The organism is Halosimplex litoreum, from assembly GCF_016065055.1.
In the GTDB taxonomy this organism is placed as follows: Archaea; Halobacteriota; Halobacteria; order Halobacteriales; family Haloarculaceae; genus Halosimplex; species Halosimplex litoreum.
This window is the reverse complement of the sequence record NZ_CP065856.1, coordinates 654,365-679,082: the sequence shown is the minus strand read 5'-3', so window position 1 is coordinate 679,082 and position 24,718 is coordinate 654,365. Positions and strand designations below refer to the sequence as shown.

Sequence of the window (24,718 nt, the reverse complement as noted above, 5' to 3'; positions counted from 1 at the left end):
ACCGCCTTACGCGATCCCTGCCGCGGCCGCACCGGTCGGGACGCCAGTCGTCGGGTTGCTCGCGCCGCCGGACAGGATCGAGCCGTACCAGCGGACGAGCATCTCCGCGGTCTCGATGTCCGTCTCCCGCGAGACGGTCACCGTCGTCCCGTCACGGGTGACGTCGGTCTCGCGGAGTTCGGTCTCCAGGGTCTCGTTCTGGATGGCGCCGGCCTGGATGGAGATGAACCCCTGGGCGAGGTCCTTGACGTCCCGGGCCGTGTCGGTCGAGTTCGTCAGGACGCGCGACTCGGTGCCCAGGGTCTCGCCGTCCTCGGTGATGTAGTAGGTCCCCGAGGTGATGTGGAGGTCGTTGTACGCCTCGGCGTACGCGGTGACGTTCAGGCCGGTCGACTGGCCCATCGTCTCGTTGATCCGCGTGACGTTGACGCTCTGGGAGCTCTGGGCGTACCTGAGATAGCCGTCACGAGTGTCGTCGAACGCGCGGCGGAGGTCGCCGTCGACCGGTTCGGCCTCGTCGGCTTCGACGTCGACGGCGTCGGCGACGGCCTGCTCGGTGCCGAAGACGTACTCGTCCTCGTCGAAGACTGCGACCCACTGGTCGGGCTCGGGCGGCCCGAAGGTCGTCACGTTGTCTTCCTCCTCCTGGGCTTCGGGCTTGTAGACGGTCACGCCGTCGACGGTCGTGTTACGGTACGTCCGGTTGGCGCTCTCGGAGACCGCGTCGACCACGTCGGACTTGTCCCAGTCGGCCTCGACGATGGCGCCCTGGTAGGGCGGCGACGTGAAGTTCGCCTGGCGCTGGCTGTAGACGATGACCTGCTCGACCGCGCGCGGGTCGAGACCGCTCCGGTTCTCGACCTCGTCGAACGCGCCCGTCAGGTTCGCCGGGACCATCTCGACCGGTGAGGTCGTCTCGAACGTCTCGTCGTCTGTCCCGTCGTCGGTCTCGTTGGCCTCGCTCGACTCCGTCTCGTCGGCCGAGTCGACCGTAGCGTTGTACCCCGTCGCGTAGAGGCGCTCGGCCGTGTCGGACTCGATGACGCTGCCGTCGAAGACGGCGACGCTGTCGACGTCGTCGGGCACCGGCTCGAGCAGGGCCGAGTCCTGCGAGCCAGTGACGCCGTCGAGGGCGCCCATCTGTGCCGCGGCGACACCGCCGACCGCGACGACCGCGACGAACGCGGCGACGACGGCCACCCTGGCCGCTGTACTACTGAGTGTGCCTGTTGGTATGGAGGGCATTCCGTTCGGTCGTACGCAAACATGTCAGTAATAAGTATCGGTCTGGGGATCGGCCGTCGCCGGGACCGAAGTCGCGGCCGAGCGGCCGGAGTCCGACGACCGGAATGGCCGGATTGATATAGCCGCCCGCTGTGAGTCTCCCCTAATGAGCGCACGCGAGCGCACCGAGGAGGTGATCGGGCGATGAGCGACTCGACCGACGAGGTACGCGCGTACACAGTTCGACTCGAACTCGTCGACGAGCCGGGCGAGCTCCTGCGGGCGCTGCACCCGATCGCCGACAACGGCGGGAACCTCCTCTCGATCTTCCACGAGCGGGGCAACCTCACGCCGCGCGGGCACATCCCCGTCGAGGTCGACCTGGAGGCCACCCCCGAGCGCTTCGAGGAGATCGTCGACGCGCTCCGCGACGCCGGTATCAACGTCATCCAGGCCGGGGCCCAACACTACAGCGAGTCGCTGACGATCGTCCTCTCGGGCCACATCGTCGACAGCGACCTCTCGAACACCCTCTCGCGCATCCGCGAGACGACCGAGGCGACGGTGACGGACCTCTCGCTGTCGGCGCCGGAGGGGACCGAGGACGTCTCGAGCGCGCGCCTGCGACTGGCCACCGAGGAGGGAAAGACCGACTCGACGCTCACCGCCGTGCGCGACATCGCCGCGGAAAAGGACCTGCGTCTGGTCGAGCCGCTCACGGTAGGTGATGGGGCGTGAGACTCGCGGTACTGGGCGCCGGCGCCGTCGGCGCTTCCGTCGCGGAGCTGGCCGCCGACTACGGCCACACCGTCACCGCGCTCGCCGACTCCTCGTCGGCCGCGGTCGACCCCGAGGGGATCGACGTGACCGCAGCCCTCGACTCGAAACGGACCGACGGCGCCGTTGGCGGCGACGATCCCGACGCCGCACTGGACGGCGCGTACGACGTCCTCGTCGAGGCGACGCCGACGACGCTCGGCGACGCCCAGCCAGGCTTCGGTCACGTCCGGACCGCGCTCGAACGCGACCGCCACGTCGTCCTCGCCAACAAGGGACCGGTCGCCGAGCGCTACGCCGAGGTGCGCGAACTGGAGGACCAGAGCGACGGGCAGGTGCTGTTTGAGGCGACAGTCGGCGGCGCGATGCCGGTCCTCTCGACGATCGCCGACTTCGACTCCGACCACATCACGGCCGCCCGCGGGGTCCTCAACGGGACGGCGAACTTCATCCTCACCCGGATGGCCGCCGAGGGGCTCGACTACGAGCACGTCCTCGCGGAGGCCCAGGACCTGGGCGTCGCCGAGGCCGACCCGGCCTTCGACGTGGAGGGAACCGACGCCGCGCTGAAGTGCGTCATCGTCGCGAACGTCCTCGCGGGCAACGGCCGCGAGTACACGCTCGACGACGCCGAGGTCCAGGGCATCGAGGACATCCCCGGGAGCGCCCTCGACCTGGCGACCGAGGACGGCCGCACCGTCCGGCTCATCGGCGAAGTCACCCCCGCCGGCGAGGTGCGCGTCGGCCCGCGCCTCGTCCCCGAAAACGGCACCCTCGCCGTGACGGGCACCGAGAACATCGTCCAGCTGGAGACCGAGCACGCCGGCCAGCTCAACATCTCCGGGCGCGGCGCGGGCGGTCCCGAAACCGCGAGTGCGGTGCTGGCCGACGTGGGTCGGCTGCCGGGGCGATAGCCGACGACTCGCCGGCTCCGTCGCAGGCTGTCAGTCGACCGAAACGCCCTATGCGGACCCGTCTGTTCTGGCGGCCATGAACTCGCGAATCCCCGAATTCTACGTGCGCGATCGCTCCGATCGCCTCGCGACCGTCGCGGACCGCTGTGGGCTCGACGACGACGCGGTCGATGCGCTCGATGCCGACGACGAGGTGGCCGAGACGGTCGACGGACTGAGCGAGAACGTCGTCGGGAGCGTCTCCTATCCGCTGAGCGTCGCGACGAACTTCGTCGTCGACGGCGAAGACGTCCTCGTTCCGATGGCCGTCGAGGAGTCGAGCGTGGTCGCCGCCGCCTCGAAGGGCGCGCTGCTGGCTCGCTCGACCGGCGGTTTCACCACGGACACCGACGGACCGTACATGATCGGGCAGGTCCAGGTCGCGAACGTGGCCGACCCCACCGCGGCGCGCCAGCGCGTCCTCGACCGCGCCGACGAGATCGCGGCCGTCGCCGACGACCAGGGCGTCCTCGTGAGCCACGGGGGCGGCTGCGAGGACGTGACCGCGCGCGTGGTCGACACGCCCGCCGGCGAGATGGTCGTCGTCCACCTGCTCGTGGACGTGTGCGACGCGATGGGGGCCAACGCGGTGAACACGATGTGCGAGGCCGTCGCGCCCGTCGTCGCGGACGCGACCGGTGGCCGCGTCTCGCTACGGGTCCTGTCGAACCTGGCCGACTGCCGGCTGGCGCGCGCGCGGTGTCGCGTCGAGCACGACGCGCTCGTCGACCGCGGAGACGGCCTCGATGGAGAGACGAGCCTCGACGGCGAGACCGTCCGGGACCGGATCGTCGAGGCGTGGGCGTTCGCCGCGGGCGACCCCTACCGGGCCGCGACCCACAACAAGGGGATCATGAACGCCGTCGACGCGCTGGCGGTCGCGACGTGCAACGACTGGCGCGCGCTCGAAGCGGGTGCGCACGCGTACGCCGCGAGAGACGGGTACGGGCCGCTCACGACCTACGAGGTCGGCGCGGACGGCGATCTGGTCTGCAGCATCGAACTCCCGGTCCAGGTCGGGACGGTCGGCGGTGCGACCGCGGTCCACCCTGCCGGCCGCGCGGCGATGGACGTGCTCGACGTCGAGGGGGCCGACGAGTTCGCGGGCGTCGTCGCGGCGCTCGGCCTTGCGGAGAACCTGGCGAGCCTGCGTGCGCTCGTCGACGAGGGTATCCAGGCCGGGCACATGAAACTTCACGCCGAGAACGTCGCCCGGCAGGCCGGCGCTCCGGCCGAACTCGTCGAGGCGGTCGCGGCGCGGATGGTCGCCGAAGAGGCAGTCCGGGAGAGTCGTGCCCGCGAACTGGTCGAAGAGCTGGGATGACCCCCGACACCAGCCGTCCCAGCTTTTCGACTGTCGGCCCGTGGTCCGTGAGACCGGTTGCCAAATCGCAAGACGGCGCGGGGATCGCGTGGAATCGCTATCGAAATGGTTTTAACACTAACCGCCAAAAGAATCCCACATAGCGCCTCTGCGCGTGAGATAATCAATGAGCGACAAACCGCACCAGAACCTGGCCATCATCGGCCACGTCGACCACGGGAAGAGCACGCTCGTCGGGCGACTGCTGTACGAGACAGGCAGCGTCCCCGAGCACGTCATCGAGCAGCACAAGGAAGAGGCCGAGGAGAAGGGCAAGGGCGGCTTCGAGTTCGCCTACGTCATGGACAACCTCGCCGAGGAGCGCGAGCGCGGTGTCACCATCGACATCGCCCACCAGGAGTTCGACACCGACGAGTACTTCTTCACCATCGTCGACTGTCCGGGCCACCGCGACTTCGTCAAGAACATGATCACGGGCGCGTCCCAGGCGGACAACGCCGTGCTCGTGGTCGCCGCGGACGACGGTGTCCAGCCCCAGACCCAGGAGCACGTCTTCCTGGCCCGCACGCTGGGCATCGGCGAGATGATCGTCGCCATCAACAAGATGGACCTCGTCGACTACGAGGAAGGTCGCTACCAGGAGGCCGTCGAGGAAGTCACCGACCTGCTCAATCAGGTCCGCTTCGACACCGAGAACGCGAAGTTCATCCCGGTCTCGGCCTTCGAGGGCGACAACATCGCCGAGGAGTCCGAGAACACTGGCTGGTACGACGGCGAGATCCTGCTCGAGGCGCTCAACGCGCTGCCCGAGCCGGAGCCGCCGACGGACGCGCCGCTGCGCCTCCCGATTCAGGACGTCTACACCATCTCCGGCATCGGTACGGTGCCGGTCGGACGCGTCGAGACGGGCATGCTCAACACGGGCGACAACGTGAGCTTCCAGCCCTCGGACGTCGGTGGCGAGGTCAAGACCATCGAGATGCACCACGAAGAGGTGCCCCAGGCCGGCCCCGGTGACAACGTCGGGTTCAACGTCCGCGGCATCGGTCAGGACGACATCCGCCGCGGTGACGTCTGCGGTCCCGCCGAGGACCCGCCGTCGGTCGCCGAGACCTTCCAGGCTCGTATCGTCGTGATGCAGCACCCGTCCGTGATCACGGCGGGGTACACCCCGGTCTTCCACGCCCACACGTCGCAGGTCGCGTGTACCATCGAGTCCATCGACCAGAAGATCGACCCCGCGACGGGCGAGGCCGAGGAGGAGAACCCGGACTTCATCCAGAACGGCGACGCCGCAGTCGTCACCATCCGTCCGCAGAAGCCGCTCAGCATCGAGTCGGCCAACGAGATCCCCGAACTGGGGAGCTTCGCCATCCGCGACATGGGTCAGACCATCGCGGCCGGGCAGGTCATGTCCGTCAACGAGCGCGACTGATCCATGCAGCAAGCACGCGTCAGGCTGGCCGGTACCAGTCCCGAAGACCTCGATTCGATCTGCGGCGAGGTCCGCGACATCGCCAACAAGACCGGCGTCGAGCTGTCGGGGCCCATCCCGCTACCGACCAAGACGCTCGAGGTTCCCACGCGCAAGTCCCCCGACGGTGAGGGGACGGCGACGTGGGAGCACTGGGAGATGCGCGTCCACAAGCGGCTCATCGACATCGACGCCGACGAACGCGCGCTGCGCCAGCTGATGCGGATCCAGGTCCCGAACGACGTCTCCATCGAGATCGTCCTCGAGGACTAGAGGGGACGGTGGCAGCGGCCACCGCCGTCGCCCGGTCGCCCGACGGCGCGACCGTGTGACCGATTGCCGAAGCCGCTCTCACGCGCAGGACTTATCCCCTCCGCGCTGCGAGCGATATACGCGGGCTCGTAGATCAGTGGCAGATCGCTTCCTTCGCAAGGAAGAGGCCCGGGGTTCAAATCCCCGCGAGTCCACTCACTTCGTTCGTTCCCTCGCGTGGTCTCACTCGCTCCGCTCGCGAGACCCCCGCGAGTCCACTACCACCGTTTTCCGGACGGCGTTTCCTCGCGAGCCTCTGGCTCGCTGGCAGTCGGTCGTACCAGAGTGTTGGCGAGAAGCGTCGGCGGCTCCCGTCAGATCCGCGCGTACTGTTACTCTCCGTAGGCGTACGCTTCGAGCGTCTCTAGGCGCACTCGCTCTAGAGCCTCCTCGGCGGTAGCTTCGAGGACGACGGGCGGGGCGGCGTCGGCGGCCTCGGCTTCGAGCCAGCGGTCGATGCAGAGACACCAGCGGTCGCCGGCTTCCAGGCCGGGGAACTCCAGTTCCGGCCGCGGGGTGATCAGGTCGTTGCCCCGGGATTTGCTGTACTGGAGGAACTCGTCGGTCATCACGGCACAGATCTCGTGGCGGCCAGCGTCGTTCGGGAAGTGCCGACAGCAGCCGTCGCGGCCGTAGCCGGTCATCGGGTCCTCGCTACACGTCGCTAGTTCGGTTCCGAGTACGTTCTGGTCCCGTGTCACACTCGTCCGTTGGCCGCCCCGCGGCTAATTCCTTCGGACCCCGACGACCGGAACTACCCCCGACACGCTCTCGATACCGACGTTCCCCCGATAGTAAGCATTCTTATATAAAGTATCGGCCCGTTCTCCGTCGGTCGTGGGCCCCAGGCGATCTACCCCATCGACCCGATTATATAAGAACGATTATACACACGGTAACGCCTTCGTACAGTCGGTTCACTGGGGACAGACAGTACGGGTCACCAGTCGGAACCCCCGATCGGTTCTACTGCAGATTCGGCCGCTATCTATCGATTTTGCGAAATTCGGAACTACTTTCACCACGGTTCACCTACGTTTAAGTAGGAATCACCGTATGACACGGAACGCACGGGAACGGACTCAGCGACGTCAGTAGCAGTGCGAATACTCAGAATTCGAACACTCGAGTGGAGCGACGAATACCCGCAAACCAAAGCGTTATTTGGGACCCAAACAAACAGAAATTCCGTCACAGATGATAGGTACGAGGCCACAGCGGACACGCTCTCGATCCGGTTTCGGTATCGGTCGTGGGAGGACTAGGACACATGAGTAGCGGCGATCTCGCGGTCGACGATATCGACCTGCCGATCAAGCGCACCGAGGGGGAGACGCTGGAGGAGCGTCTCACGGGGAACGCGTATCACAACATTCTGCCCGCGCGCTATCTGCGCAAGGACGCCGACGGCGAACTCGTCGAACAGCAGGAGGACCTGTTCGTCCGCGTCGCGCGGAACATCGCGCTCGCAGAGGCCGTCTACGAGGCCGACGAGCAGGACGTCGAGGTCACGGTCACGCCTGACCAGCTCAAGCCCGACCACCCGCGCCGCGACGAGCTCGCCGAGGAGGTCTTCGGGACGGGGACCGCGGCCGACGACGATGCCGAGACGACCCTGAACCAGCACAACGTCAACAAGTTCGCCTACGAGACGGTCGTCCCGGAACTGCCCGAGGAGGTTCGGAGCCACGTCGAGGAGACCGCCGAGGAGTTCCAGACGCTGATGGAGGATCTGTCTTTTATGCCGAACTCGCCGACGCTGATGAACGCCGGCGACGAGCTTCAGCAGCTGTCTGCCTGTTTCGTCGACTCCCCCGACGACGACATCACGAACATCCACCAGACCGCCAAGGAGGCCGCCGAAGTCTTCCAGTCCGGCGGCGGTATGGGCTACGCTTTCTGGCGCCTGCGACCGTACGGGGACGCGGTCGGCTCGACCGGCGGTATCGCCTCCGGTCCGATCACATTCATGCGCACGTTCGACCAGATGTGCGAGACCATCGCCCAGGGCGGTGCCCGCCGGGGCGCGCAGATGGGTGTCATGCGCGTCTCCCATCCGGACGTCATCCAGTTCATCCACGCCAAGAACAAGGACGTCTCGCTGGCGCACACGCTGCGCTTGAACGACCCGGACGACTTCACGCACAACTCCTTCGCCGACGCGCTGGAGGAGGCCCGAGAGCTCATCGACGACGACGGCAAGGTGCCCAAACACCTCCGCAACGCCGTCGAGGGCCATCTCTCTAACTTCAACATCTCCGTCGGGATCACCGACGACTTCATGGACGCGGTCAAGGCCGACGAGGAGTTCACCTTCACCAACCCGCGGACCGACGAACCGCACGTCGCGACCGCGGAGACGGAGGAGCTGTACGAGATGTTCGACCTCGGCGACCACGTCGAGGTCGGCGAAGTGCTCTCGGTACCCGCCCGGAAGGTCTGGGAGCGCATCGTCGACGGCGCCCACGAGAACGGCGAGCCGGGCGTCGTCTACCTCGAACGGATCAACAAGGAACACTCCTTCGACGTCGAGGAACACCCCGACCACCGCATCCTCGCGACCAACCCCTGTGTCACCGGAGAGACACTCATTAGCACGGAGAACGGCCTCGTCGAGGCCGAAGAGCTGTACGAACAGGGTGTCGCTCGAGATGTGGTCGTCGACGGTCGGCTGAGTGACGACCGCGTCAAAGAAGCCAGCAGCGTCTACAAAACCGGCGAAAAAGACGTTTTCGAGCTGACGACGGAGGAAGGATACGAGCTTCGCCTGACGGCTGATCACCGCGTGATGACCGACGACGGTTGGGTGGAAGCACGGAACCTCGACGCCGGTGATACGGTCCACATCCAGAACCGGAAAGGCCAGTTCGGGCAGCACGGCACCGGTGCCGAGGGCCGAGTGCTCGGGTGGCTCGCGGGCGACGGACACCTCAAGGACGGCGAAGGGCGTGCTGTTTTGAACTTCTACGACGACGACGCCGAAGTCTCCGAACAGTTCGCGGACGACGTGAACGAAGTCGTCAGGGAACCCCACGGGAACGCCGACTACGAGGTCGGCGTCAACGATATCGCACGCAGCGACGACTATCGCGGCACACAGGCGGTCGAACAGCGGATCCGTTCGACTCGGCTCTACGAACTCGCCGAGGAGACCGGGCTCGCCGACGAGAAACTCCAGGTACCGGACGCAGTCATGCGAGGCAGCGAGGAGATGGCTCGTGGCTTCCTTCGAGCGCTCTTTACCGCGGACGGATGCGTTCAGGGGAACGTCGAGAAGGGGATCTCGGTTCGGCTCGCAAGTGTGGACGGCGACTTCCTCCGAGAAGTCCAGCAGCTCCTCCTCAATTTCGGCATCGGAAGCAGGATCTACGAGGACCGGAAAGAGTCCGGCGTGACCGAACTGCCCGACGGTACGGGTGACACGGCGGAGTACGAGACACGGGGATTCCACGAGCTCGTCGTCTCCAGCTCCCATGCGGTCGCGTTCGAAGAGGAGATCGGCTTCCTCCTGGAACGCAAGAACGAGGAACTCGCCGACCGCCTCGACGAGTACAGTCGCGGCCCCTACAGCCCGAAGTTCGAGGCCACGGTGGAGTCCGTCGAGGCCGACGGGCACGAGGCGGTCTACGACCTGACCGAACCGGACACGCACTCGTTCGTCGCGAACGGCCTCGTGGTTCACAACTGTGGCGAGCAGCCCCTCGAAGAGTACGAGGCCTGTAACCTCGGGCACATCAACCTCTCGACGCTCGCGGCGACGGACGCGCCGGACTGGCGCGTCTGGTCGGAGGCACACGCCGACGAGTACGACTCGCTGGAGGAGGCGGTCGACGCGTTCCTCGAGGAGGCCATCGACTTCGAGGCGTTCGACCACCGCATCGAGATGGGGACCCGATTCCTCGAGAACGTGGTCACGATGTCCGACTTCCCGGTCCCGAAGATCGAGGAGACCGTCCGGGAGATGCGCAAGATCGGCCTCGGCGTCATGGGCCTGGCGCAGCTGTACATCCAGCTGGGAATGCGCTACGGCGACGACGTGTCCAACGAGGTCGCCCGCCAGCTGATGCGCCACATCAACCACGGCTCGAAGGCGGCCAGCCACGAACTCGCGACCGAGCGGGGTACCTTCGAGGAGTGGGACAACTCCAAGTACGCCGAGCCGACGGAGTACCGCGAGTGGTTCGAGAAGCAGACCGGCCTCGACGCCGACGAGTGGGCCGACGGCTTCGCACTGCGCAACCACAACACGACGACCATCGCGCCGACGGGCACGACCTCGATGGTCGGTAACACCACCGGCGGCTGCGAGCCCATCTACAACGTCGCCTACTACAAGAACGTCTCCGACGACGTGCAGGGCGACGAGATGCTCGTCGAGTTCGACGACTACTTCCTGCGCGTCCTCGAGGAGAACGACATCGACGTCGACGCCGTCAAGGAGGAGGCCCAGGCCCAGATGGCCGAAAACGAGTTCGACGGCGTGACCGGCCTCTCGACGGTCCCCGACGCGGTCGGCGAGCTGTTCGTCACTACCGGCGACCTTTCGGCCAAGCAGCACGCGGGCATCCAGGTCGCCTGCCAGGAGGGCGTCGACTCGGCCATCTCGAAGACGGTCAACGCCCCGAACGACTCCACCGTCGAGGACGCCGCGGAGGTCTTCGAGTACATCTACGACCACGGCGGCAAGGGCGTCACCTACTACCGCGACGGCACCCGAAGCAAGCAGGTGCTCACGACGCGCGCCCAGAACGCGGAGTTCGCCGACATGGACGCCGAGGAGGTCGTCGCCCAGATCGAGGAGGTCTTCGGCGGCTTCGACGCCTTCCTCGAGGAGGACGCCGTCCAGGCGTCCATCGACCAGGAAGTCTCGGGCATCCTCTCCGCGGCCGACGGCGAGCGCCCGGACTACGCACAGAAGCGCTCGCGGCCGGACGTGCTCCACGGCGTCACCCAGCGCATCGACACCGGCTACGGGAAGCTGTACGTCAACATCAACGAGGACCCCGAGGCCGAGCGCCCCTTCGAGCTGTTCGCCAACATCGGCAACTCCGGCGGGTTCACCGCTTCGTTCACCGAGGCGCTGGCCAAGACCATCTCGACGGCGCTGCGCGCGGGCGTCGACCCCCACGAGATCGCCGACGAGCTGCAGGGTATCCGGTCGCCGAAGGTCGCCTGGGACAAGGGCGAGCAGATCCAGTCCATCCCGGACGCCATCGGCACGGCCCTGCGTCGCTACCTCGACGACGAGATCGACAAGGGTTACCCCCAGCAGGCGACGCTGGAGGAGACCGCCGAAGAGGAACGGGAAGGTAGCAATCCGAACCAAGACGTCGGGACCGCCGAACCGGAGACGGACGGTGGGGCCTCCGTGTCGATGGGCGCCGCGCCCGGCAGTGACGCGGGCGAGCCCGGTCCCGAGGCGGGACAGGCCGCCGAGGGCGACCAGCAGGAACTGATCGACGCCGGCGAGAGTCCGGAGTGTCCGGAGTGCTCGTCGCTGTCGCTGTACTACTCCGAAGGCTGCAAGACCTGCGAGTCCTGCGGCTGGTCGGAGTGCTGAGGTAGATGGACGAGGCCTCCGCGTCACCGCTGTCGCGGGGGCTCGACTGGCTCCGGAGCGTGCCGGCAACGCTCTTTCTCTGCGGTCTCTTCGTTCTCGTGTTCGCCGCGGAGTGGTACGTCTGGGACCGCCTGGGCTACCGGACGTTCGTCGCGCTGTTCATCGCGACCACCGAACCATCTCCGGGCTGGCTGCTCGCGCCGCTCGCGCACCTGCCGACCGATCCCCGCCACCTCGTCTCCAGCGTCGTGCAACTGTTGCTGTTCGGCGGCGTGGTCGAGCGTCGGCTGGGTCGACGGCAGTTTCTCGCGCTCGCGGCGGTGTCCGGGCTGGCGACGACCGGCGCGCAAGTGGCCTGGTACGTGTCGCTCGGTGTCTCGGGTCGGGTCGCGGGGACGCTCGGCGCCAGCGGGGTCGTCCTCGCGATGACGGCGCTGGTCGTCGTCGACAGCGTCCGGTACCGACTCGCGACCGGCGGCTGGCACGGCGAGGTGACCTGGCTGTGGGTCTTCTTCGGGAGCGTGATCGCCGGACAGGCGGTCTTCGGCCTCCTGGCGCTCGCGGCCGGGACCGCGGAGGTCGGCGTCGTCGGCCACGTGGCGGGCGTGGCGATCGGGCTCGGCGTCGGACTCGTCCGACCGACCGGCGCGGTACTGTTCTCGGCCGACGCGCGGTACCGGTCGTAGGCGCTCCGAACGCGCCGAGCCGGTCCGAGCTTCCGGGAGGCGTGGACTTTTGCCTCGTCGCTCTGAGGCGTGGGTATGACCTACGACATCGCGTTCGTCGGGACCGGGCCGGAGCCGGACAACCCGGTGTGGGGCGAGAGCGCGGCGATGGCCTACCGCCACGCCGAGGGGTATCGCGACCGCGACGACTGCCGGATCGTCGCCGCCGCCGACATCGTCCGCGAGAACGTCGCCGCCTTCGCCGACGAGTTCGACATCGGCGAGGACGGGATCTTCGAGGAGTACGAAGCGATGCTCGAATCGGCCACGCCCGACATCGTCTCGGTCTCGACACCCGTCCCGACCCACGCCGAGATCGTCCTCGACTGCATCGAAAGCGGCGTCCCCGAGGCGGTCCACTGTGAGAAGCCGATGGCGACGATGTGGGGCGACGCGCGCCTGCTGGCTCAGGAGGCGAGTCGTCGTGACGTGCAACTCACCTTCAACCACCAGCGCCGCTTCTCGCCGGTGTGGCGTGAACCCAAGCGCGCGCTCGACGAGGGTGCTATCGGCGACCTCCGGCGAGTCGAGGTCGGGACGAGCACGCTGCTGGACAACGGCACCCACCACATCGACCTGGCGCACATGTACGCCGGCGAAGCACCGGTCGAGTGGGTCATCGGCCAGGTCGACTACCGCGAGGAGTACGTCAAGTACGGTGCCCACAACGAGAACCAGGGGCTGGTCCAGTGGGCCTACGAGAGCGGCGTCCAGGGCATCGCGACGACGGGCTTCGGCGAGGACGGCGTCGGGGTCCACCACCGCCTGCGCGGCACCGACGGCGTCATCGAGGTGACGCCCTGGAGCGAGGCACAGGCGCGGGTCCGCCGGGACGGCGAGGGGTGGGAGACGCTGGTCTCGGGTGTCGAGGACGCGGCGGCGGTCTCGCCGGCCATCGACCACGTCGTCGAGTGCCTGCGCGACGGCGTCGAACCGGAGTTTTCCGCCCGACGAGCGCTATCGGTGACCGAAGTGATCTTCGGGGCCTGGGAGTCCTCGCGACGGCGCGGCCGGGTGGATCTGCCGCTCCGGGTCGAGGACAACCCACTCGAAGCGATGGTCGACTCGGGCGAACTGTCGCCCGAACCCGCCGGCGAGGACTGACCGCGGGCCCGGGGCGTCGGCGACGGCTGACCCCGACGACCAGTCGTCGTCGAACCGTCGGCCGAGATCGACCGTCGAGCGGGACTCGTCGGTCGGATCCGTGTCGGATGCCCGGAAGCTTATGGTCACGGGCCGGCCTGTATCCGGTATGCTCAGCGCAGTGGCACTCCAGTTGGACGTTCTCACGCAACCCGTCGGGATCCTCGGCGTCCTCATCCTGCTCGCGGCGATCATCCTGATCGGGCGGTTCCTGCTGTCGATGGCCTGGCGCCTGGTGATCATCGGCATCATCGTCGTCGGGACGCTGTACATCCTCAGTATCCTCGGCTTCTCCGTCCTGTAGCTGCGCTCGCTCGAACCGGACGAGGCCGGGTCTCGTCCGTGGATTTTTGCCCGCTCGCTCCAAGCTCCGGTCGTGACGCAGTCGTCCGTCCCCGACGGCCGCGAGCAGGAGCGGCTGTTCGTCCGCCGCCGCGAGCGACGGCTGACCCGAACCCACGCCGCGCTGTGGGTCGTGATCCTCGCGACCACGACGGCCGATATCGTCTTGACGATGGTCGGACTGGCCGGCGGTCTGCCGGAGGGTAACCCCGTCGTCCGAACGATGGTCGCGTCGTTCGGTCCTGCGGGACTCTGGGCGGTGAAGTTCGCCGCGATGTGCTGGCTCGTCGCCGGGTGGTCGCTGCTCTCTGACCGCAACGCCTCGGTCTTCCTCGGACTGTTCGCTACCGTCACGTCGCTGGTCGTGGTGAACAACGCGGTCGCCGTCCTCGCTGCGTGAGCGACGGGTCCTGAGTGTCTGGGTGCGCGCCAGCGCCGACCCGCGCGTCAGACCGGTTAGACGCCGTCGAGGAAGTTAGCGATTACGTCGTGTCCGACCGCGGTCAGCACCGACTCGGGGTGGAACTGGACGGCCTCGATAGGGTGTTCGCGGTGGCGAACTCCCATCACCAGGTCGACGGTGTCGCCGTCGCCGGTCTCGGCCTCGGTGGTCGCGGTCACCTCGAAGCAGTCGGGGACCTCGGTGGCGACCAGCGAGTGGTAGCGGCCGCCGCGGATCCCCTGGTCGAGGTCGGCGAAGACGCCCTCGCCGTCGTGGCTGATGGGGAACGCCTTGCCGTGGATCGGTTCGGGCGCGCGACCGACCGTCCCGCCGTAGGCGTAGACCGCGGCTTCGAGCCCGAGACAGACGCCCAGCGTCGGCACGTCCGGGCTGATCTCGGTCAGCACGTCGTTCGTGACCCCGATGTCGCGCTCGTTCTCCGGGTGGCCGGGCCCGGGGCTGATCACGATGGCGTCGGGGTCGGCCGCGCGCACGTCGTCCAGCGAAGCGGTGTTGCGGACGACTTCGGTGTCGGCGTGCTCGCTGACGTACTCGACGAGGTTGTAGGTGAACGAATCGAAGTTGTCGACGAACAGCACCCGCCGCTTGTCGGCCCGTTCGCGCTGTCCGGCGCTCATCGGGACACCTCCTCGGGCTCGACGGCTTCTCCGTCGGTGCTACCCGTCGGCTCGGCCTCCGAGTCCTCGATGGCCTCTAGCGCGTCGAGGACGCCCCGCATCTTCTGCTCGGTCTCCTCGTACTCGCTGGCCGGGTCGCTGTCGGCGACGATGCCGGCGCCGGCCTGGACGGTGACCCGGTCGGCGCTGTCGGCCGCACTCTCGGGAACGTCGACGCCGTAGGGGCTGTCCAGATCCTCGACGGTCGCGGTTCGGATCACGATGGCCAACTCGGCGTCGCCGGTCCAGGTGAAGTAGCCGACGCCGCCGCCGTAGGGGCCTCTGGGGGTGCGTTCCAGCTCGTCGATGATCTCCATCGCGCGGATCTTCGGCGCGCCCGAGAGCGTCCCGGCGGGGAAGGAAGCGCGGGCCGCGTCGAAGGCGTCGGCGTCGTCGGCCAGGGTGCCCGTCACCGTCGACTCGATGTGCTGGACGTGGCTGTACTTGAGGACGCTCATGAACTCCTCGACTCGCACCGAACCGGGGTCGGCGACGCGGCGCACGTCGTTGCGGGCGAGGTCGACGAGCATCGTGTGTTCGGCTCGTTCTTTCCCGTCGGCGAGCATCTCGCCCGCGAGCCGTCGGTCCTCGACGGGGCTGGTCCCCCGGGAACAGGTGCCGGCGATGGGATTCGAGAGGACGCGGTCGCCCCGTACCGCGACGAGCGTCTCCGGGCTGGCGCCCACGATAGAGAGCCCGTCGTAGTCGAGGACGTACATGTACGGCGAGGGGTTGACCGACCGTAGCGACTCGTACAGCCCCAGCGGGTCCACGTCGCCGTACAGCTCCCGCGTTCGGGAGATGACGCCCTGGTAGATGTCCCCTGCCAGGACGTGTTCTTTCGCCTCTTCGACGGCCTCCTCGTACTCGTCTTGGGGGCCCGCGGTCTCGCTCTCGCGGACGAACCCGCCCGTCTCCAGGTCGGCGGCGCCCGCCAGCAGGTCGGCGACCCGCTCGACGTCTCGCTCCAGTTCCTCGTAGCGGGCCGCGGCGTCGTCGCCGGGTTCGAGCAGCGGCGTGCAGACGAGCGAGACGGTGTCCTCGACCTCGTCGAAGACGAGCGTGGCCGTGGTGAGGACGAACTGGGCGTCGGGGTACCGGGAGTCGGGATGCTCCAGGCCGACCTCGTCGAGCCAGCAGTCGTAGACGGCGTCGTAGCCGAGGAAGCCGACGAGGCCGCCCTCGAAGTGCTCCCGGTCCATGTCGGGGAACCCCCGGCGTTCGACGTCGGGCATCGCGCCGCGGACGCTGTCGAGGGTGTCACCGCCGTCGGCGTCGAAGAAGGTGTCGTAGCGGTCGTCGAACGTCTCGACGGTCGCCCCGTCGGCGTCGACGGTGACGACGCCCTTCGGGTCGTAGCCGACGAAGGAGTAGCGGGCGTGGCGATCCTCGGTCGTCGGCGCGAACGCGCCGTCGGGGTCGCTGGAGGCGACCTTCTCGGCGCTCTCTAGCAGGAAGGTGTAGTCGGCGCCCTCGATGTCGGTCGTCCGACCGGACAGCGCGGCGTAGGCGTCCAGCGGCCCCAGGTCGGTGTCCAGTTCGGCCGCGGCGCGGACGACGACGGGCTCGTCGGCGTCGGCCAGCTCCACGAATTCGTCCTTCGTCGGTTCGAGATCGAGACCGGTGGCGGGGTCGGGAGCGGAGTCGCTCACGCGACCACCTCCCTCCGGGTCGCCGCGGCGACGAACGAGCGGACCGTCTCCGAGTCCTTCTCGCCGCCGACGCGTTCCCCATCCTCGACGCGCTCGACGCCGGTCGCCACGTCGACGCCGAACGGCCGAACGGTCTCGACCGCCGCGGCGACGTTGTCCGGGGTGAGTCCACCGGCCAGGATCACGGGCACGTCGAGATCCGCGACGACCTCGCGGGTGCGCTCCCAGTCGTGGGTCTGACCGGTACCGCCGCCGCCGTCGGCGTCGACCGAGTCGACCAGCAGGGCGTCGGCGGGCCCGGCGTACGCGCGCAGGTCGTCGGCGTCGGCGTCGACGGCGACGACGAGGTCCCCGTGCAGCCGGCGGCCGAGCGCGCCCAGCTCGCCCGGCGAGAGGCCACCGTGAACCTGGACTGCGTCGGGCTCGGCGGCCGTCGCGAGGTCGACCGCTTGCTCTACGGTGTCGGGCATCGTCACGAGCACGCCGGTCACGAGCGGCGGGACCCCTGCCAGGAGGTCCCCGGCGGTACCGGCGTCGACTTCGCGGGGCGTGTCGACGGGCACGCCGCTGATGACACCGACGGCGTCGGCACCCGCGGCGACGACGGCCTCGCGGTCCGCCTCGCGAGTGACGCCACAGACCTTGACGCGAGTCGCCGACCGCCTCGTGTCGGGTCCGGTCGCGTCGCTCATCGGCCCCCGTCGGCGGCGACGCGCGTGCTGACTTCCCGCAGGTCGTCCAGTTTCGCCGCGGCGTCGCCGGAATCGATACCGTCGGCGGCCGCCTCGACGCCCGCTTCGAGCGAGTCTGCCATGCCGGCGACGTAGACGGCCGCACCGGCGTTCGCGAGGATGATGTCGCGTTTGGCGCCGCGCACGTCGCCCTCGACGATCCCCAGCAGGTCCTCGGCGTTCTCGGCGGGCGTGCCGCCGGCGACGGCGTCGATGTCGTGGGTCGCCAGCCCGATCTCCTCGGGCGTGATCGTGTACTCGGTGACTGCACCGCCCTCGACCTCGGCGACGGCGGTCTCGTCGTGGACCGTGATCTCGTCCATGCCCGACCCGTGGACGATAAGGGCGTGGTCGACGGGCATCTCGGCGACAGCGCGACCGATCAGACCGACGAGATCGGAGTCGTAGACGCCCATGACCTGGGCGTCGGCGCCGGCGGGATTCGTGAGCGGGCCGAGCACGTTGAAGATGGTCCGCATGCCCACCTCGCGGCGCGGACCGATGACGGCCTTCATCGCCGGGTGGAACGCGGGGGCGTGCATGTAGCCGATGCCGGCTTCCTCGATGGTCGCCTCGACGGCCTCGGGCGCGGTGTCCATGTCGAGGCCGACCTCCTCCAGCACGTCCGAGCTCCCCGACGACGAGGAGACGGAGTAGTTGCCGTGCTTGGCGATCGGGACGCCGGCGCCCGCGGCGACGATGGCGCTCGTCGTCGAGACGTTGATCGTGTCGTAGTCGTCGCCCCCCGTACCGCAGGTGTCGACCAACGGTGCCCGGTCGGGGTCGATGGTTCGGGCGGCCTCGCGCATCCCCTGGGCGAAGCCGGCGATCTCCGCCTCGGTCTCGCCCTTCGCGCGCAGCCCCGCCAGCAGCGCTCCGATCTGTGCCTCTGTCGCGCCCTCGAAGACGGCCGTCGCCGCCTCTCGGGCCTCCGCGAGCGTCAGGTCTTCCCCGTCCGTGACGGATTCGATGTATCCTTCCATGTGTGTCACCGATGGACTGTTTCGTTCTACGATGTACGAATCCGTACATCAACTTAAGCATGTCGGGTGGCGGCGGGACGACCGGTCGACGGGTCGTCCCGCGCGCGACCTCGTTCTCAAATATTGTATCGCGGGAGAAGGGACTATATGAGTGTTCGATATACCGTAGGGATATGCGACCGACCCTCAAGCGACGGATCGGGTTCACGCTGGGCGGACAGTTCGCCCACGCGTGCTATCAGGTGGTGGTTCTCCTGGCCGTGCCGGGCCTGTGGCCGGTGCTCGGCGGACTGGGATTTCTCGCGGCGGCAGCGGGACTCGTGTACGCCTATCGCGACATCGGTGAGACGCTCGACGACCGGGTGGGCGAACGCCAGGAGCTGCGGACCGCGCTGGCGGAGACCGAACGCGAGCGTGACGACCTCCGTTCGCGGTTGGACGACGCGAGATCCGACCTCGCGGACCTTCGGGCCGGACCGGACTCCCGGTCCGCCGCGCCGGTCGTGGCGGCGCCGGACGGTGGCGTCCAGGCCGCCGACGACGCCGCACTCGCCGACTACGAGGGCAGCGTCCGGACCGTCGGGACGGCGCTGGACGCCTTCGGTGACGGCGACCTGACTCAGCGCCTCGACGCCGACGACGACTCGGAGGCGCTCGCGGAACTCGCGGCGGAGTTCAACGAGATGGCCGGGGCCTTCGAGCAGACCTTCGACGCCGCTGCCGGCTTCAGCGACGAGGTCGTCGGCTCCTCCGAGCAGGTGACCACGGCGACCCAGGCGGTGACCGACTCCAGCGAGACGGTCGCCCAGCGCGTCCAGGAGATCGCCGACGTGTTCTACGAGCAACACCAGCAGATCAGCGGGATCTCCGACGAGATGTCCGACATGTCCGCGACCATCGAGGAGATCGCCGCCTCCTCCGACGAGGTCAAGGAGATGGCCGACCAGACCGAGCGATCGACGGTCGAAGGGATCGAGGCCGGTCGCTCGGCGCGGGACACTATGGACGAGGCGCAAGACCAGATCGAGGACGTGGTCGAGACGGTCACCGAACTCGACGAGCGGATGAACGAGGTGGGCCAGATCGTCGACCTCATCGACGACATCGCCGAGCAGACCAATATCCTCGCGCTGAACGCCTCGATCGAAGCGGCCCACGCCTCGGCGGGGGCGAACAACAACGGCTTCGGCGTCGTCGCCGACGAGGTCAAGAGCCTCGCCGAGGAGACCAAGGAAGCCACCAACGAGATCGAGGGCCTCATCGGGGAGATTCAGGACCAGACCGACGAGACCGTCGACGAGATCACCGACATGCAGTCGACCATCGACGAGGGCAAGAGCACGGTCGGCGAGGGGCTGGACGCCCTCGAATCGATCCTCGAACACGTCCAGCAGACCGCTTCGGGCGTCACCGAGATATCCAACGCCACCGACGACCAGGCCGCCTCTTCGGAGGAGGTCGCCGCCATCGCCGACGAGGCCGCCGAGACCAGCAAAGAGAACGTCGAGGAGGCCGAACAGGTCGCCGCCATCGCCGAGGAACAGAACCTCGCGCTCTCGGAGATGTACGTCAACGCCAAGATGCTCACGATGCGCGCCGAGCAGCTCTCGGCGCTGTTCGAGCGCTACGAGACCGAGTAGAGGCGATCTCCCCGATCGACCAGGGTCGGTCTCGGTCGCCGCCGTCGCACGGCTTTTCGCCGCAGTCGCGCGCGATCGCTCCGGTCGCGACGCCTTTAACTCCCACTGTCGAGCAGTACCGACCATGTCCCACACCGACGCGGTCCGCGAGCGACTCGACGCCTATCTCGCCGACGAAGACCTGGCAGCGGTCTGGTTCGCCCGTCCGCCCTCGTTCGCGTGGCTGACCGGCGGCAACAACGTCGTCGACCGCGCCGCGGACGTGGGGGTCGCCGCCGCCGGCTACGACGGCGACGGCCTCACCGTCGTCACCGACAACATCGAAGCCGAGCGGCTCGTCGACGAGGAGCTTCCCGAAGACGCGACCGTCGAGACCGTCCAGTGGTACGAGGCGGGTCTCGCCGACGCCGTCGAACGGTACAGCCCGACGCCGGCGGCCGCCGACTTCGACGTGGCCGGGTTCGAGGCCGTCGACCCGACGGATCTGCGCCAGCCGCTGACCGACGCCGATATCGAGCGGTTCCGGTCGCTCGGTGCGGACACCGCCGAGGTCGTCGAGCGCGTCGTCCGGGAGGCCAGCGCCGACGACGAGGAGCGCGCGGTCGGCGGCCGCCTGCGCGACCGGCTGTTCGCCCGCGGTATCGACTCCCCGGTCGTCCTCGTCGGGAGCGGCGAGCGAACCCGGAAGTACCGCCACTACACGACCCGCGACGCCGAACTCGGCGACTACGCGCTCGTTTCGGTCACGGCCGTCCGCGACGGGCTCCACGCGAGCATCACCCGCTCGATCGCCTTCGACGCGCCCGAGTGGCTCGACGAGCGCACCGAGGCCGCTATGCGCGTCGAAGCGAGCGCGCTCGCCGCCACCCAGCGAGTCGGTCGCGAGGACGGTACCGCGGGCGAGATGTTCGACGGCATCGCCGAGGCCTACGCCGAGGTCGGCTACGAGGGCGAGTGGCGCAACCACCACCAGGGCGGCGCCGCCGCCTACGCCGGCCGCGAGTGGTTCGGGACGCCCGACTCCGAGGCTTCGGTCCACCTCCCGATGACCTACGCCTACAACCCGACGGTCCAGGGCGCCAAAAGCGAGGACACCCACCTCGTCACCGACGAGGGGATCGAACTGCTGACCGCCACTGGCGACTGGCCGACCGAGACTGTCGAACCCGTCGGCGACGGCCCCGAGATGGAACGCCACGCGGTCCTCCACCGCTGAACGCCGCGCGAGTTCTCACCACCGACGGTCGCCCAACGGCGCGGTTTCGAGCCGCCACGCACCGCTCGCGAGCGTCGCCAACGGCCAAAACGAGGCGCGTCCCGATCAGTCGTCGTCGGCGACCGCAGCGGCCGCAGCCGGCCCCTCGGCCGTCACGCGATACGCGTCCTTTCGCACGATCTCCGTCCGGTGACAGCGAGCGCAGACGTACTCTGTCAGCTTCGTCGTCTCGTCGTTGTGGCTCATGCGCTCGCCGCAGTTCGGGCACTCGGGCATTATATTCCTAATATGGTGGGGCACACTATAAATAGTTACGTTCCCGCGGCTCGACGGCGATCGTGGTAGCTTTCGGGCGGAATCGCCCCTAGACGGGCAGAAAACGCGGTCTTCAGTGTGATCCGCTGGGGATCGGCGTCTGGTCGTCGGTCGTGTCGAGCCGACGCAGCCGGTCCGCGACGGCGTCGCGGTGTGCGGTCAGCGCGTCGAGGGCGTCGGGGACCAGCTCTCGGGCCGGCGCGACGGTTTCGCCGAGGGCGTCGTAGGCGTCGCGGTAACAGGACTCCGCCCGCGCTGTCCGGCCCTCCTCGCGGTGATCGTCGCCCGTGCGGACGCGCCAGGTGGCGTATCGGCGGCGCGTCTCGACGAGGTCCCGCGCGACCGCGTCGACCGCGTCGCGGATCGCCGCCCGATCCCCCTCGAACCGGCGGGTCGACCGACCCCAGTCGAGTTCGAGGGCGGTCCGGTAGCGGTCCAGCGCGAAGTCGAGGCGGTCGCCCCGCTCGCGGAGGTCGTCGGTCTCCCGGGCCCGCTCGCGGGCCTCTTCGGCCGAGTCCACCGGCGCCCGTTCGAGCGCCGCGACGTTGCGTTCCACTCTATCGAGTTTCCTCCGGAGTCGCTCGGCGACCCCCCCGTCGGTCGACCCGCTCACGGAGACCGTCGTCAGTGCTTCCTCGTAGTCGTCGTGTGCTCGCCCGTAGGCGTCGTGGGCGTTCGCGTACTCGCCCTCGCGCCACCGCGTTTCGGCGCGGTCGATCGCGCGGGCCGCTCGCCCCTCCAGCACGGAGCGCTGCACTTCGTCGATCCGTGCTTCCGCGCGTTCGATCCGCTCGGTCGCTACGGAGACCCCGCCGGCGCAGAGTTCACGCTCGCTCCGGCGCGCGGCGTCGGTCTCGGCCATGGCGTCCCGCACGGCCGACAGCGCGTCGTCGTACCACCGCGCCCGGGTCAGCCGATGGGCCTCCGCGATAGCGGCCCGCGCGTCGTCAAGCCGCTCCTCGATCGCGATCCACGACAGCGACGCCGCGTCGAGGTACTCGACCATCGGTTCCAGTCCCGACCGGCTCGGGAAGTACCACTCCACGTCCGCCGCCGTCGTGACGACGAACTCGCCGGCGAGGAGGCCGTCGCTGTGCTCGACGACCTCCACGTCCGCCAGCGACACGTCGACCGCCCGGTCACCGTCGTCGGTAGCACCGACGACGAAGCGCAGCCGCGCGTCCGTCGCCAGCGCGAACGCCCGGTACCCCTCGCCCGGCGCGATCCGCTCGGTCTCGTCGACGCCGACCTCGCTGCGGAGAACCCCCTTCTTCCCGTTCGATCGCACCATCACGGGCCGTTCCCCCTCGTCCAGGTACGACGCTAACGGCGCCTCGCGCAGGTAGCCGTCCGACAGGATCCCCCCTCGCCCCGTCCCCCCGAGGGTCGCCTCGTCGACGCCCTCGATGTTATCTTCACTGATAATTGGGGCCATAGTATCGGATACAGACCGGGAGCTAATGAGTGGCTAGGTTCGGTCGTTGATAGGTCAGCGGATACGTGTCGGGCCGTCGCCACTCGGTCACTCGTCCGACCCGGCCACCGCGGGGGTAGTCGGCCGAACGACCGGGAGTCCGGCTGTCGGCAGACGCGCGTCTGACTGAGTTTTACGTGTGATCTTTCGAAAGAGAGCCGTGGATGGCACGATTCACGATACGGTTGCCCGCGGAGCTCGCGGGCGACGGAACGGGTACGGGCGAGCGGACGGCCGCGGACGACGGGACGGGCGCGGACGGCGCGACCCACTGCGACCGGCGGACGGGCGAGGGCGAGCTCGACGCGGCGACCCGCGGGTTCGTCTCCTGGGTCGAATGCTGGGCCGGCGCGTAGGCCCGCCGCTTCCGCATACGGATTACTGCAAGCGAGTACCGGGTCGAGCGCACGCCGTCGTGCGGTCGATCCCGGACTGTCTCGTAGTAATCCGTATCAGACGTTGTCGACGAGTCGCCCGGCGATGCGCTGGGCGCCCAGCGAGGGCGAGATGTCCGGGTGGTCGGCGGCGACGGCCTCGACCTCGCGGTCGAGCTCCTCGCCGACCCGCTTCTCGAACTCCTCGACGATGCCGGGGATGCAAGCCATGCCGCCGGTCAGGACGATGCGGTTGTCCAGCGCCAGCTGGTAGACCTTCATGTAGTCGTTGGCCAGTTCCGGCAGGAAGGTGTTACAGAACTCCTCGACGGCGTCGTCGAGGTACTCGTTGCAGGCGTCCATGACCGACCGCTCGATGGTGAACTCGTGAGAGCCGCCGCCGGGCTGCTGGATGATGTCGGTGAAGGGCTCGAACTCCTCGAAGTCGGCGTGTTCCTCCTTGTACTCCCGGGCGGTCTGGGTGTCGATGTTGACCCGGCCCTGGGTCTCTTCCTCGACGTAGTTGGCGATCGTCCGGTCGACCTCGTTGCCGGTGACGGCGCCGGTCGTGAACGGCGCCAGTTGCTCGCCGCGGCGATAGCCGGAGGCTTCGAGGTTCGTCGACCCCATGTTGACGGCGACGAAGATCTCCTCGATCGCTTCGAGGTCGTCGCCGCGAGCGGGGATCGCGCCACACAGCGACTCGGGGTAACTTTCGACCAGAGCCGAGCCGATCGAGGAGTCCTCGATCACGCCTTCGAGATTCGCCAGGCCCTCGGGGTTGTCGATGGTCGGGATGGCGTAGACGACGCCGGAGTTTTCGGGCACGCCGTTGGCGTCGATGACCTCCTCGAAGAAGGTCTTCGTCAGTTCCGCCCGGTCCTCGTCCTCCGGCAGGCCCGACCGAAGCATGAACTGGACCTCGTCTGGGTACTCGGTGGCCGCCTCCTCGCCGTAGAGGACGCGCTCTTCGCCCGTCAGAGCGTCCTCGTACGTGGCGAGACAGGTCAACGTCCGGATCGTCTCGATCTCGCCGTCGTCGTCGGGGTAGGCGATCACCGTGCGAGTGCTGCCGAGCTTCACGCCGATGGGCACCGGCTCGTCGTCGCTCATATCCCCGGCTTTACCGTCACCCCGGATAAAGCTACCCCGTACATTATCGTTTCTGTGAACGTGGCTCCCCTCGGAAATTAGGGACGGCCGGTCCGGAAATTAGGTGCCAGGAGTCCTCGGGCCGTCTGCCCGCCGGTCGGTCCGGGCCACCGGGGCGAGGGCCGTCCGCCTACCGGCCCACTCGCTCGTGGTCGCTTCGGTAGTCTTAAGCCGAATCGTTAGTAGGATTCTAACAACAGAGTTGTCGTCATGAGCGCACACAGATCT

22 protein-coding genes and 1 tRNA gene are annotated in these 24,718 nt (G+C 68.3%); 14 read left to right on the top strand and 9 right to left on the bottom strand.

Features of this window, described 5'->3' with window-relative positions:
- Positions 1-6: 6 nt before the first annotated feature.
- Complete coding sequence (locus I7X12_RS03365; protein ID WP_198062468.1) at positions 7-1,245, bottom strand: hypothetical protein; 1,239 nt, start codon at positions 1,243-1,245, stop codon at positions 7-9.
- A 183-nt stretch (positions 1,246-1,428) separates the two neighbouring features.
- On the opposite strand from I7X12_RS03365, the gene I7X12_RS03360 reads away from it, so the two are divergent.
- The 6 genes from I7X12_RS03360 to I7X12_RS03335 all read left to right on the top strand — a co-directional run bounded on the left by I7X12_RS03360 (position 1,429) and on the right by I7X12_RS03335 (position 6,219).
- On the top strand, positions 1,429-1,962 hold the full coding sequence (locus I7X12_RS03360) for an amino acid-binding protein (RefSeq protein ID WP_198062467.1): 534 nt from the start codon (positions 1,429-1,431) through the stop codon (positions 1,960-1,962).
- On the top strand, positions 1,959-2,915 hold the full coding sequence (locus I7X12_RS03355; protein WP_198062466.1) for a homoserine dehydrogenase: 957 nt from the start codon (positions 1,959-1,961) through the stop codon (positions 2,913-2,915). Before I7X12_RS03360 ends, I7X12_RS03355 begins: the two co-directional genes overlap by 4 nt.
- 76 nt (positions 2,916-2,991) lie before the next feature.
- Positions 2,992-4,278, top strand: coding sequence for a hydroxymethylglutaryl-CoA reductase, degradative (locus I7X12_RS03350; protein ID WP_198062465.1), 1,287 nt, complete (start codon positions 2,992-2,994; stop codon positions 4,276-4,278).
- 166 nt (positions 4,279-4,444) lie between these two features.
- Positions 4,445-5,713: a translation elongation factor EF-1 subunit alpha gene (tuf, locus tag I7X12_RS03345; RefSeq protein ID WP_198062464.1), complete on the top strand. Its 1,269-nt coding sequence runs from the start codon at positions 4,445-4,447 to the stop codon at positions 5,711-5,713.
- Between the two features lie 3 nt (positions 5,714-5,716).
- Positions 5,717-6,025, top strand: coding sequence for a 30S ribosomal protein S10 (gene rpsJ, locus I7X12_RS03340; protein ID WP_135364173.1), 309 nt, complete (start codon positions 5,717-5,719; stop codon positions 6,023-6,025).
- A 122-nt stretch (positions 6,026-6,147) separates the two neighbouring features.
- Positions 6,148-6,219: transfer RNA gene (locus tag I7X12_RS03335), tRNA-Ala, on the top strand.
- 177 nt (positions 6,220-6,396) lie between these two features.
- Here I7X12_RS03335 and I7X12_RS03330 read toward each other — a convergent pair.
- Positions 6,397-6,765: a DUF2237 family protein gene (locus I7X12_RS03330; protein WP_198062463.1), complete on the bottom strand. Its 369-nt coding sequence runs from the start codon at positions 6,763-6,765 to the stop codon at positions 6,397-6,399.
- A 569-nt stretch (positions 6,766-7,334) separates the two neighbouring features.
- On the opposite strand from I7X12_RS03330, the gene I7X12_RS03325 reads away from it, so the two are divergent.
- The 5 genes from I7X12_RS03325 (at position 7,335) to I7X12_RS03305 (ending at position 14,234) form a co-directional block, all read left to right on the top strand.
- Positions 7,335-11,624, top strand: a complete 4,290-nt coding sequence (locus I7X12_RS03325; RefSeq protein ID WP_198062462.1) for an LAGLIDADG family homing endonuclease — start codon at positions 7,335-7,337, stop codon at positions 11,622-11,624.
- A gap of 5 nt (positions 11,625-11,629) precedes the next feature.
- The gene (locus I7X12_RS03320) at positions 11,630-12,310 is read left to right on the top strand and encodes a rhomboid family intramembrane serine protease (RefSeq protein ID WP_198062461.1); all 681 of its coding nucleotides are present in this window, start codon (positions 11,630-11,632) and stop codon (positions 12,308-12,310) included.
- A gap of 75 nt (positions 12,311-12,385) precedes the next feature.
- On the top strand, positions 12,386-13,453 hold the full coding sequence (locus I7X12_RS03315) for a Gfo/Idh/MocA family protein (RefSeq protein ID WP_198062460.1): 1,068 nt from the start codon (positions 12,386-12,388) through the stop codon (positions 13,451-13,453).
- Positions 13,454-13,601: 148 nt separating this feature from the next.
- A complete protein-coding gene (locus tag I7X12_RS03310) occupies positions 13,602-13,796 on the top strand; it encodes a hypothetical protein (protein ID WP_198062459.1) in 195 nt (64 codons plus the stop codon).
- A 72-nt stretch (positions 13,797-13,868) separates the two neighbouring features.
- On the top strand, positions 13,869-14,234 hold the full coding sequence (locus I7X12_RS03305; protein WP_198062458.1) for a DUF5658 family protein: 366 nt from the start codon (positions 13,869-13,871) through the stop codon (positions 14,232-14,234).
- A gap of 56 nt (positions 14,235-14,290) precedes the next feature.
- On the opposite strand, the gene trpG is transcribed toward I7X12_RS03305, so the two are convergent.
- From trpG to trpD, 4 genes are read right to left on the bottom strand one after another with little or no spacing between them, the layout of a single operon-like run.
- Positions 14,291-14,914: an anthranilate synthase component II gene (gene trpG / locus I7X12_RS03300; RefSeq protein ID WP_198062457.1), complete on the bottom strand. Its 624-nt coding sequence runs from the start codon at positions 14,912-14,914 to the stop codon at positions 14,291-14,293.
- Positions 14,911-16,605, bottom strand: coding sequence for an anthranilate synthase component I (gene trpE, locus I7X12_RS03295; RefSeq protein WP_198062456.1), 1,695 nt, complete (start codon positions 16,603-16,605; stop codon positions 14,911-14,913). The genes trpG and trpE overlap by 4 nt, the downstream gene beginning before the upstream one ends.
- Positions 16,602-17,297: a phosphoribosylanthranilate isomerase gene (locus I7X12_RS03290; protein WP_198062455.1), complete on the bottom strand. Its 696-nt coding sequence runs from the start codon at positions 17,295-17,297 to the stop codon at positions 16,602-16,604. Before I7X12_RS03290 ends, trpE begins: the two co-directional genes overlap by 4 nt.
- Positions 17,294-18,319 carry an anthranilate phosphoribosyltransferase gene (gene trpD / locus I7X12_RS03285; protein WP_198062454.1) on the bottom strand — a complete coding sequence of 342 codons (1,026 nt, stop codon included), beginning with the start codon at positions 18,317-18,319 and terminating at the stop codon, positions 17,294-17,296. Before trpD ends, I7X12_RS03290 begins: the two co-directional genes overlap by 4 nt.
- Before the next feature lie 173 nt (positions 18,320-18,492).
- On the opposite strand from trpD, the gene I7X12_RS03280 reads away from it, so the two are divergent.
- Both I7X12_RS03280 and I7X12_RS03275 read left to right on the top strand, forming a co-directional pair.
- The gene (locus I7X12_RS03280; protein ID WP_198062453.1) at positions 18,493-19,959 is read left to right on the top strand and encodes a methyl-accepting chemotaxis protein; all 1,467 of its coding nucleotides are present in this window, start codon (positions 18,493-18,495) and stop codon (positions 19,957-19,959) included.
- Positions 19,960-20,083: 124 nt separating this feature from the next.
- Entirely contained in the window at positions 20,084-21,175 is a 1,092-nt protein-coding gene (locus tag I7X12_RS03275) for a M24 family metallopeptidase (protein ID WP_198062452.1), read from the top strand.
- A gap of 105 nt (positions 21,176-21,280) precedes the next feature.
- On the opposite strand, the gene I7X12_RS03270 is transcribed toward I7X12_RS03275, so the two are convergent.
- Together I7X12_RS03270 and I7X12_RS03265 are read right to left on the bottom strand one after the other, a co-directional pair.
- Positions 21,281-21,451, bottom strand: a complete 171-nt coding sequence (locus I7X12_RS03270) for a hypothetical protein (protein WP_198063950.1) — start codon at positions 21,449-21,451, stop codon at positions 21,281-21,283.
- Between the two features lie 112 nt (positions 21,452-21,563).
- Positions 21,564-22,925, bottom strand: coding sequence for a hypothetical protein (locus tag I7X12_RS03265; RefSeq protein WP_198062451.1), 1,362 nt, complete (start codon positions 22,923-22,925; stop codon positions 21,564-21,566).
- A 203-nt stretch (positions 22,926-23,128) separates the two neighbouring features.
- Between I7X12_RS03265 and I7X12_RS03260 the strand changes: the two genes are divergently transcribed.
- Positions 23,129-23,320, top strand: a complete 192-nt coding sequence (locus tag I7X12_RS03260) for a hypothetical protein (protein ID WP_198062450.1) — start codon at positions 23,129-23,131, stop codon at positions 23,318-23,320.
- A gap of 96 nt (positions 23,321-23,416) precedes the next feature.
- Here the strand turns inward: I7X12_RS03260 and I7X12_RS03255 are convergent, their stop codons facing one another.
- Positions 23,417-24,451: a hypothetical protein gene (locus I7X12_RS03255; protein WP_198062449.1), complete on the bottom strand. Its 1,035-nt coding sequence runs from the start codon at positions 24,449-24,451 to the stop codon at positions 23,417-23,419.
- Positions 24,452-24,718 lie beyond the last annotated feature (267 nt).

What these genes read in the sequence shown, in the direction of transcription:
- rpsJ (WP_135364173.1), top strand. Translation starts at nt 5,717, where the DNA reads ATGCAGCAAGCACGCGTCAGGCTGGCCGGTACCAGTCCCGAAGACCTC.
- I7X12_RS03315 (WP_198062460.1), top strand. Translation starts at nt 12,386, where the DNA reads ATGACCTACGACATCGCGTTCGTCGGGACCGGGCCGGAGCCGGACAAC.
- trpG (WP_198062457.1), bottom strand. Translation starts at nt 14,914, where the DNA reads ATGAGCGCCGGACAGCGCGAACGGGCCGACAAGCGGCGGGTGCTGTTC.
- I7X12_RS03270 (WP_198063950.1), bottom strand. Translation starts at nt 21,451, where the DNA reads ATGCCCGAGTGCCCGAACTGCGGCGAGCGCATGAGCCACAACGACGAG.
- tuf (WP_198062464.1), top strand. Translation starts at nt 4,445, where the DNA reads ATGAGCGACAAACCGCACCAGAACCTGGCCATCATCGGCCACGTCGAC.
- trpD (WP_198062454.1), bottom strand. Translation starts at nt 18,319, where the DNA reads ATGGAAGGATACATCGAATCCGTCACGGACGGGGAAGACCTGACGCTC.
- I7X12_RS03265 (WP_198062451.1), bottom strand. Translation starts at nt 22,925, where the DNA reads ATGGCCCCAATTATCAGTGAAGATAACATCGAGGGCGTCGACGAGGCG.
- I7X12_RS03350 (WP_198062465.1), top strand. Translation starts at nt 2,992, where the DNA reads ATGAACTCGCGAATCCCCGAATTCTACGTGCGCGATCGCTCCGATCGC.
- I7X12_RS03325 (WP_198062462.1), top strand. Translation starts at nt 7,335, where the DNA reads ATGAGTAGCGGCGATCTCGCGGTCGACGATATCGACCTGCCGATCAAG.
- I7X12_RS03280 (WP_198062453.1), top strand. Translation starts at nt 18,493, where the DNA reads ATGCGACCGACCCTCAAGCGACGGATCGGGTTCACGCTGGGCGGACAG.
- I7X12_RS03320 (WP_198062461.1), top strand. Translation starts at nt 11,630, where the DNA reads ATGGACGAGGCCTCCGCGTCACCGCTGTCGCGGGGGCTCGACTGGCTC.
- I7X12_RS03275 (WP_198062452.1), top strand. Translation starts at nt 20,084, where the DNA reads ATGTCCCACACCGACGCGGTCCGCGAGCGACTCGACGCCTATCTCGCC.
- I7X12_RS03360 (WP_198062467.1), top strand. Translation starts at nt 1,429, where the DNA reads ATGAGCGACTCGACCGACGAGGTACGCGCGTACACAGTTCGACTCGAA.
- I7X12_RS03310 (WP_198062459.1), top strand. Translation starts at nt 13,602, where the DNA reads ATGCTCAGCGCAGTGGCACTCCAGTTGGACGTTCTCACGCAACCCGTC.
- I7X12_RS03260 (WP_198062450.1), top strand. Translation starts at nt 23,129, where the DNA reads ATGGCACGATTCACGATACGGTTGCCCGCGGAGCTCGCGGGCGACGGA.
- I7X12_RS03290 (WP_198062455.1), bottom strand. Translation starts at nt 17,297, where the DNA reads ATGAGCGACGCGACCGGACCCGACACGAGGCGGTCGGCGACTCGCGTC.
- I7X12_RS03365 (WP_198062468.1), bottom strand. Translation starts at nt 1,245, where the DNA reads ATGCCCTCCATACCAACAGGCACACTCAGTAGTACAGCGGCCAGGGTG.
- I7X12_RS03255 (WP_198062449.1), bottom strand. Translation starts at nt 24,451, where the DNA reads ATGAGCGACGACGAGCCGGTGCCCATCGGCGTGAAGCTCGGCAGCACT.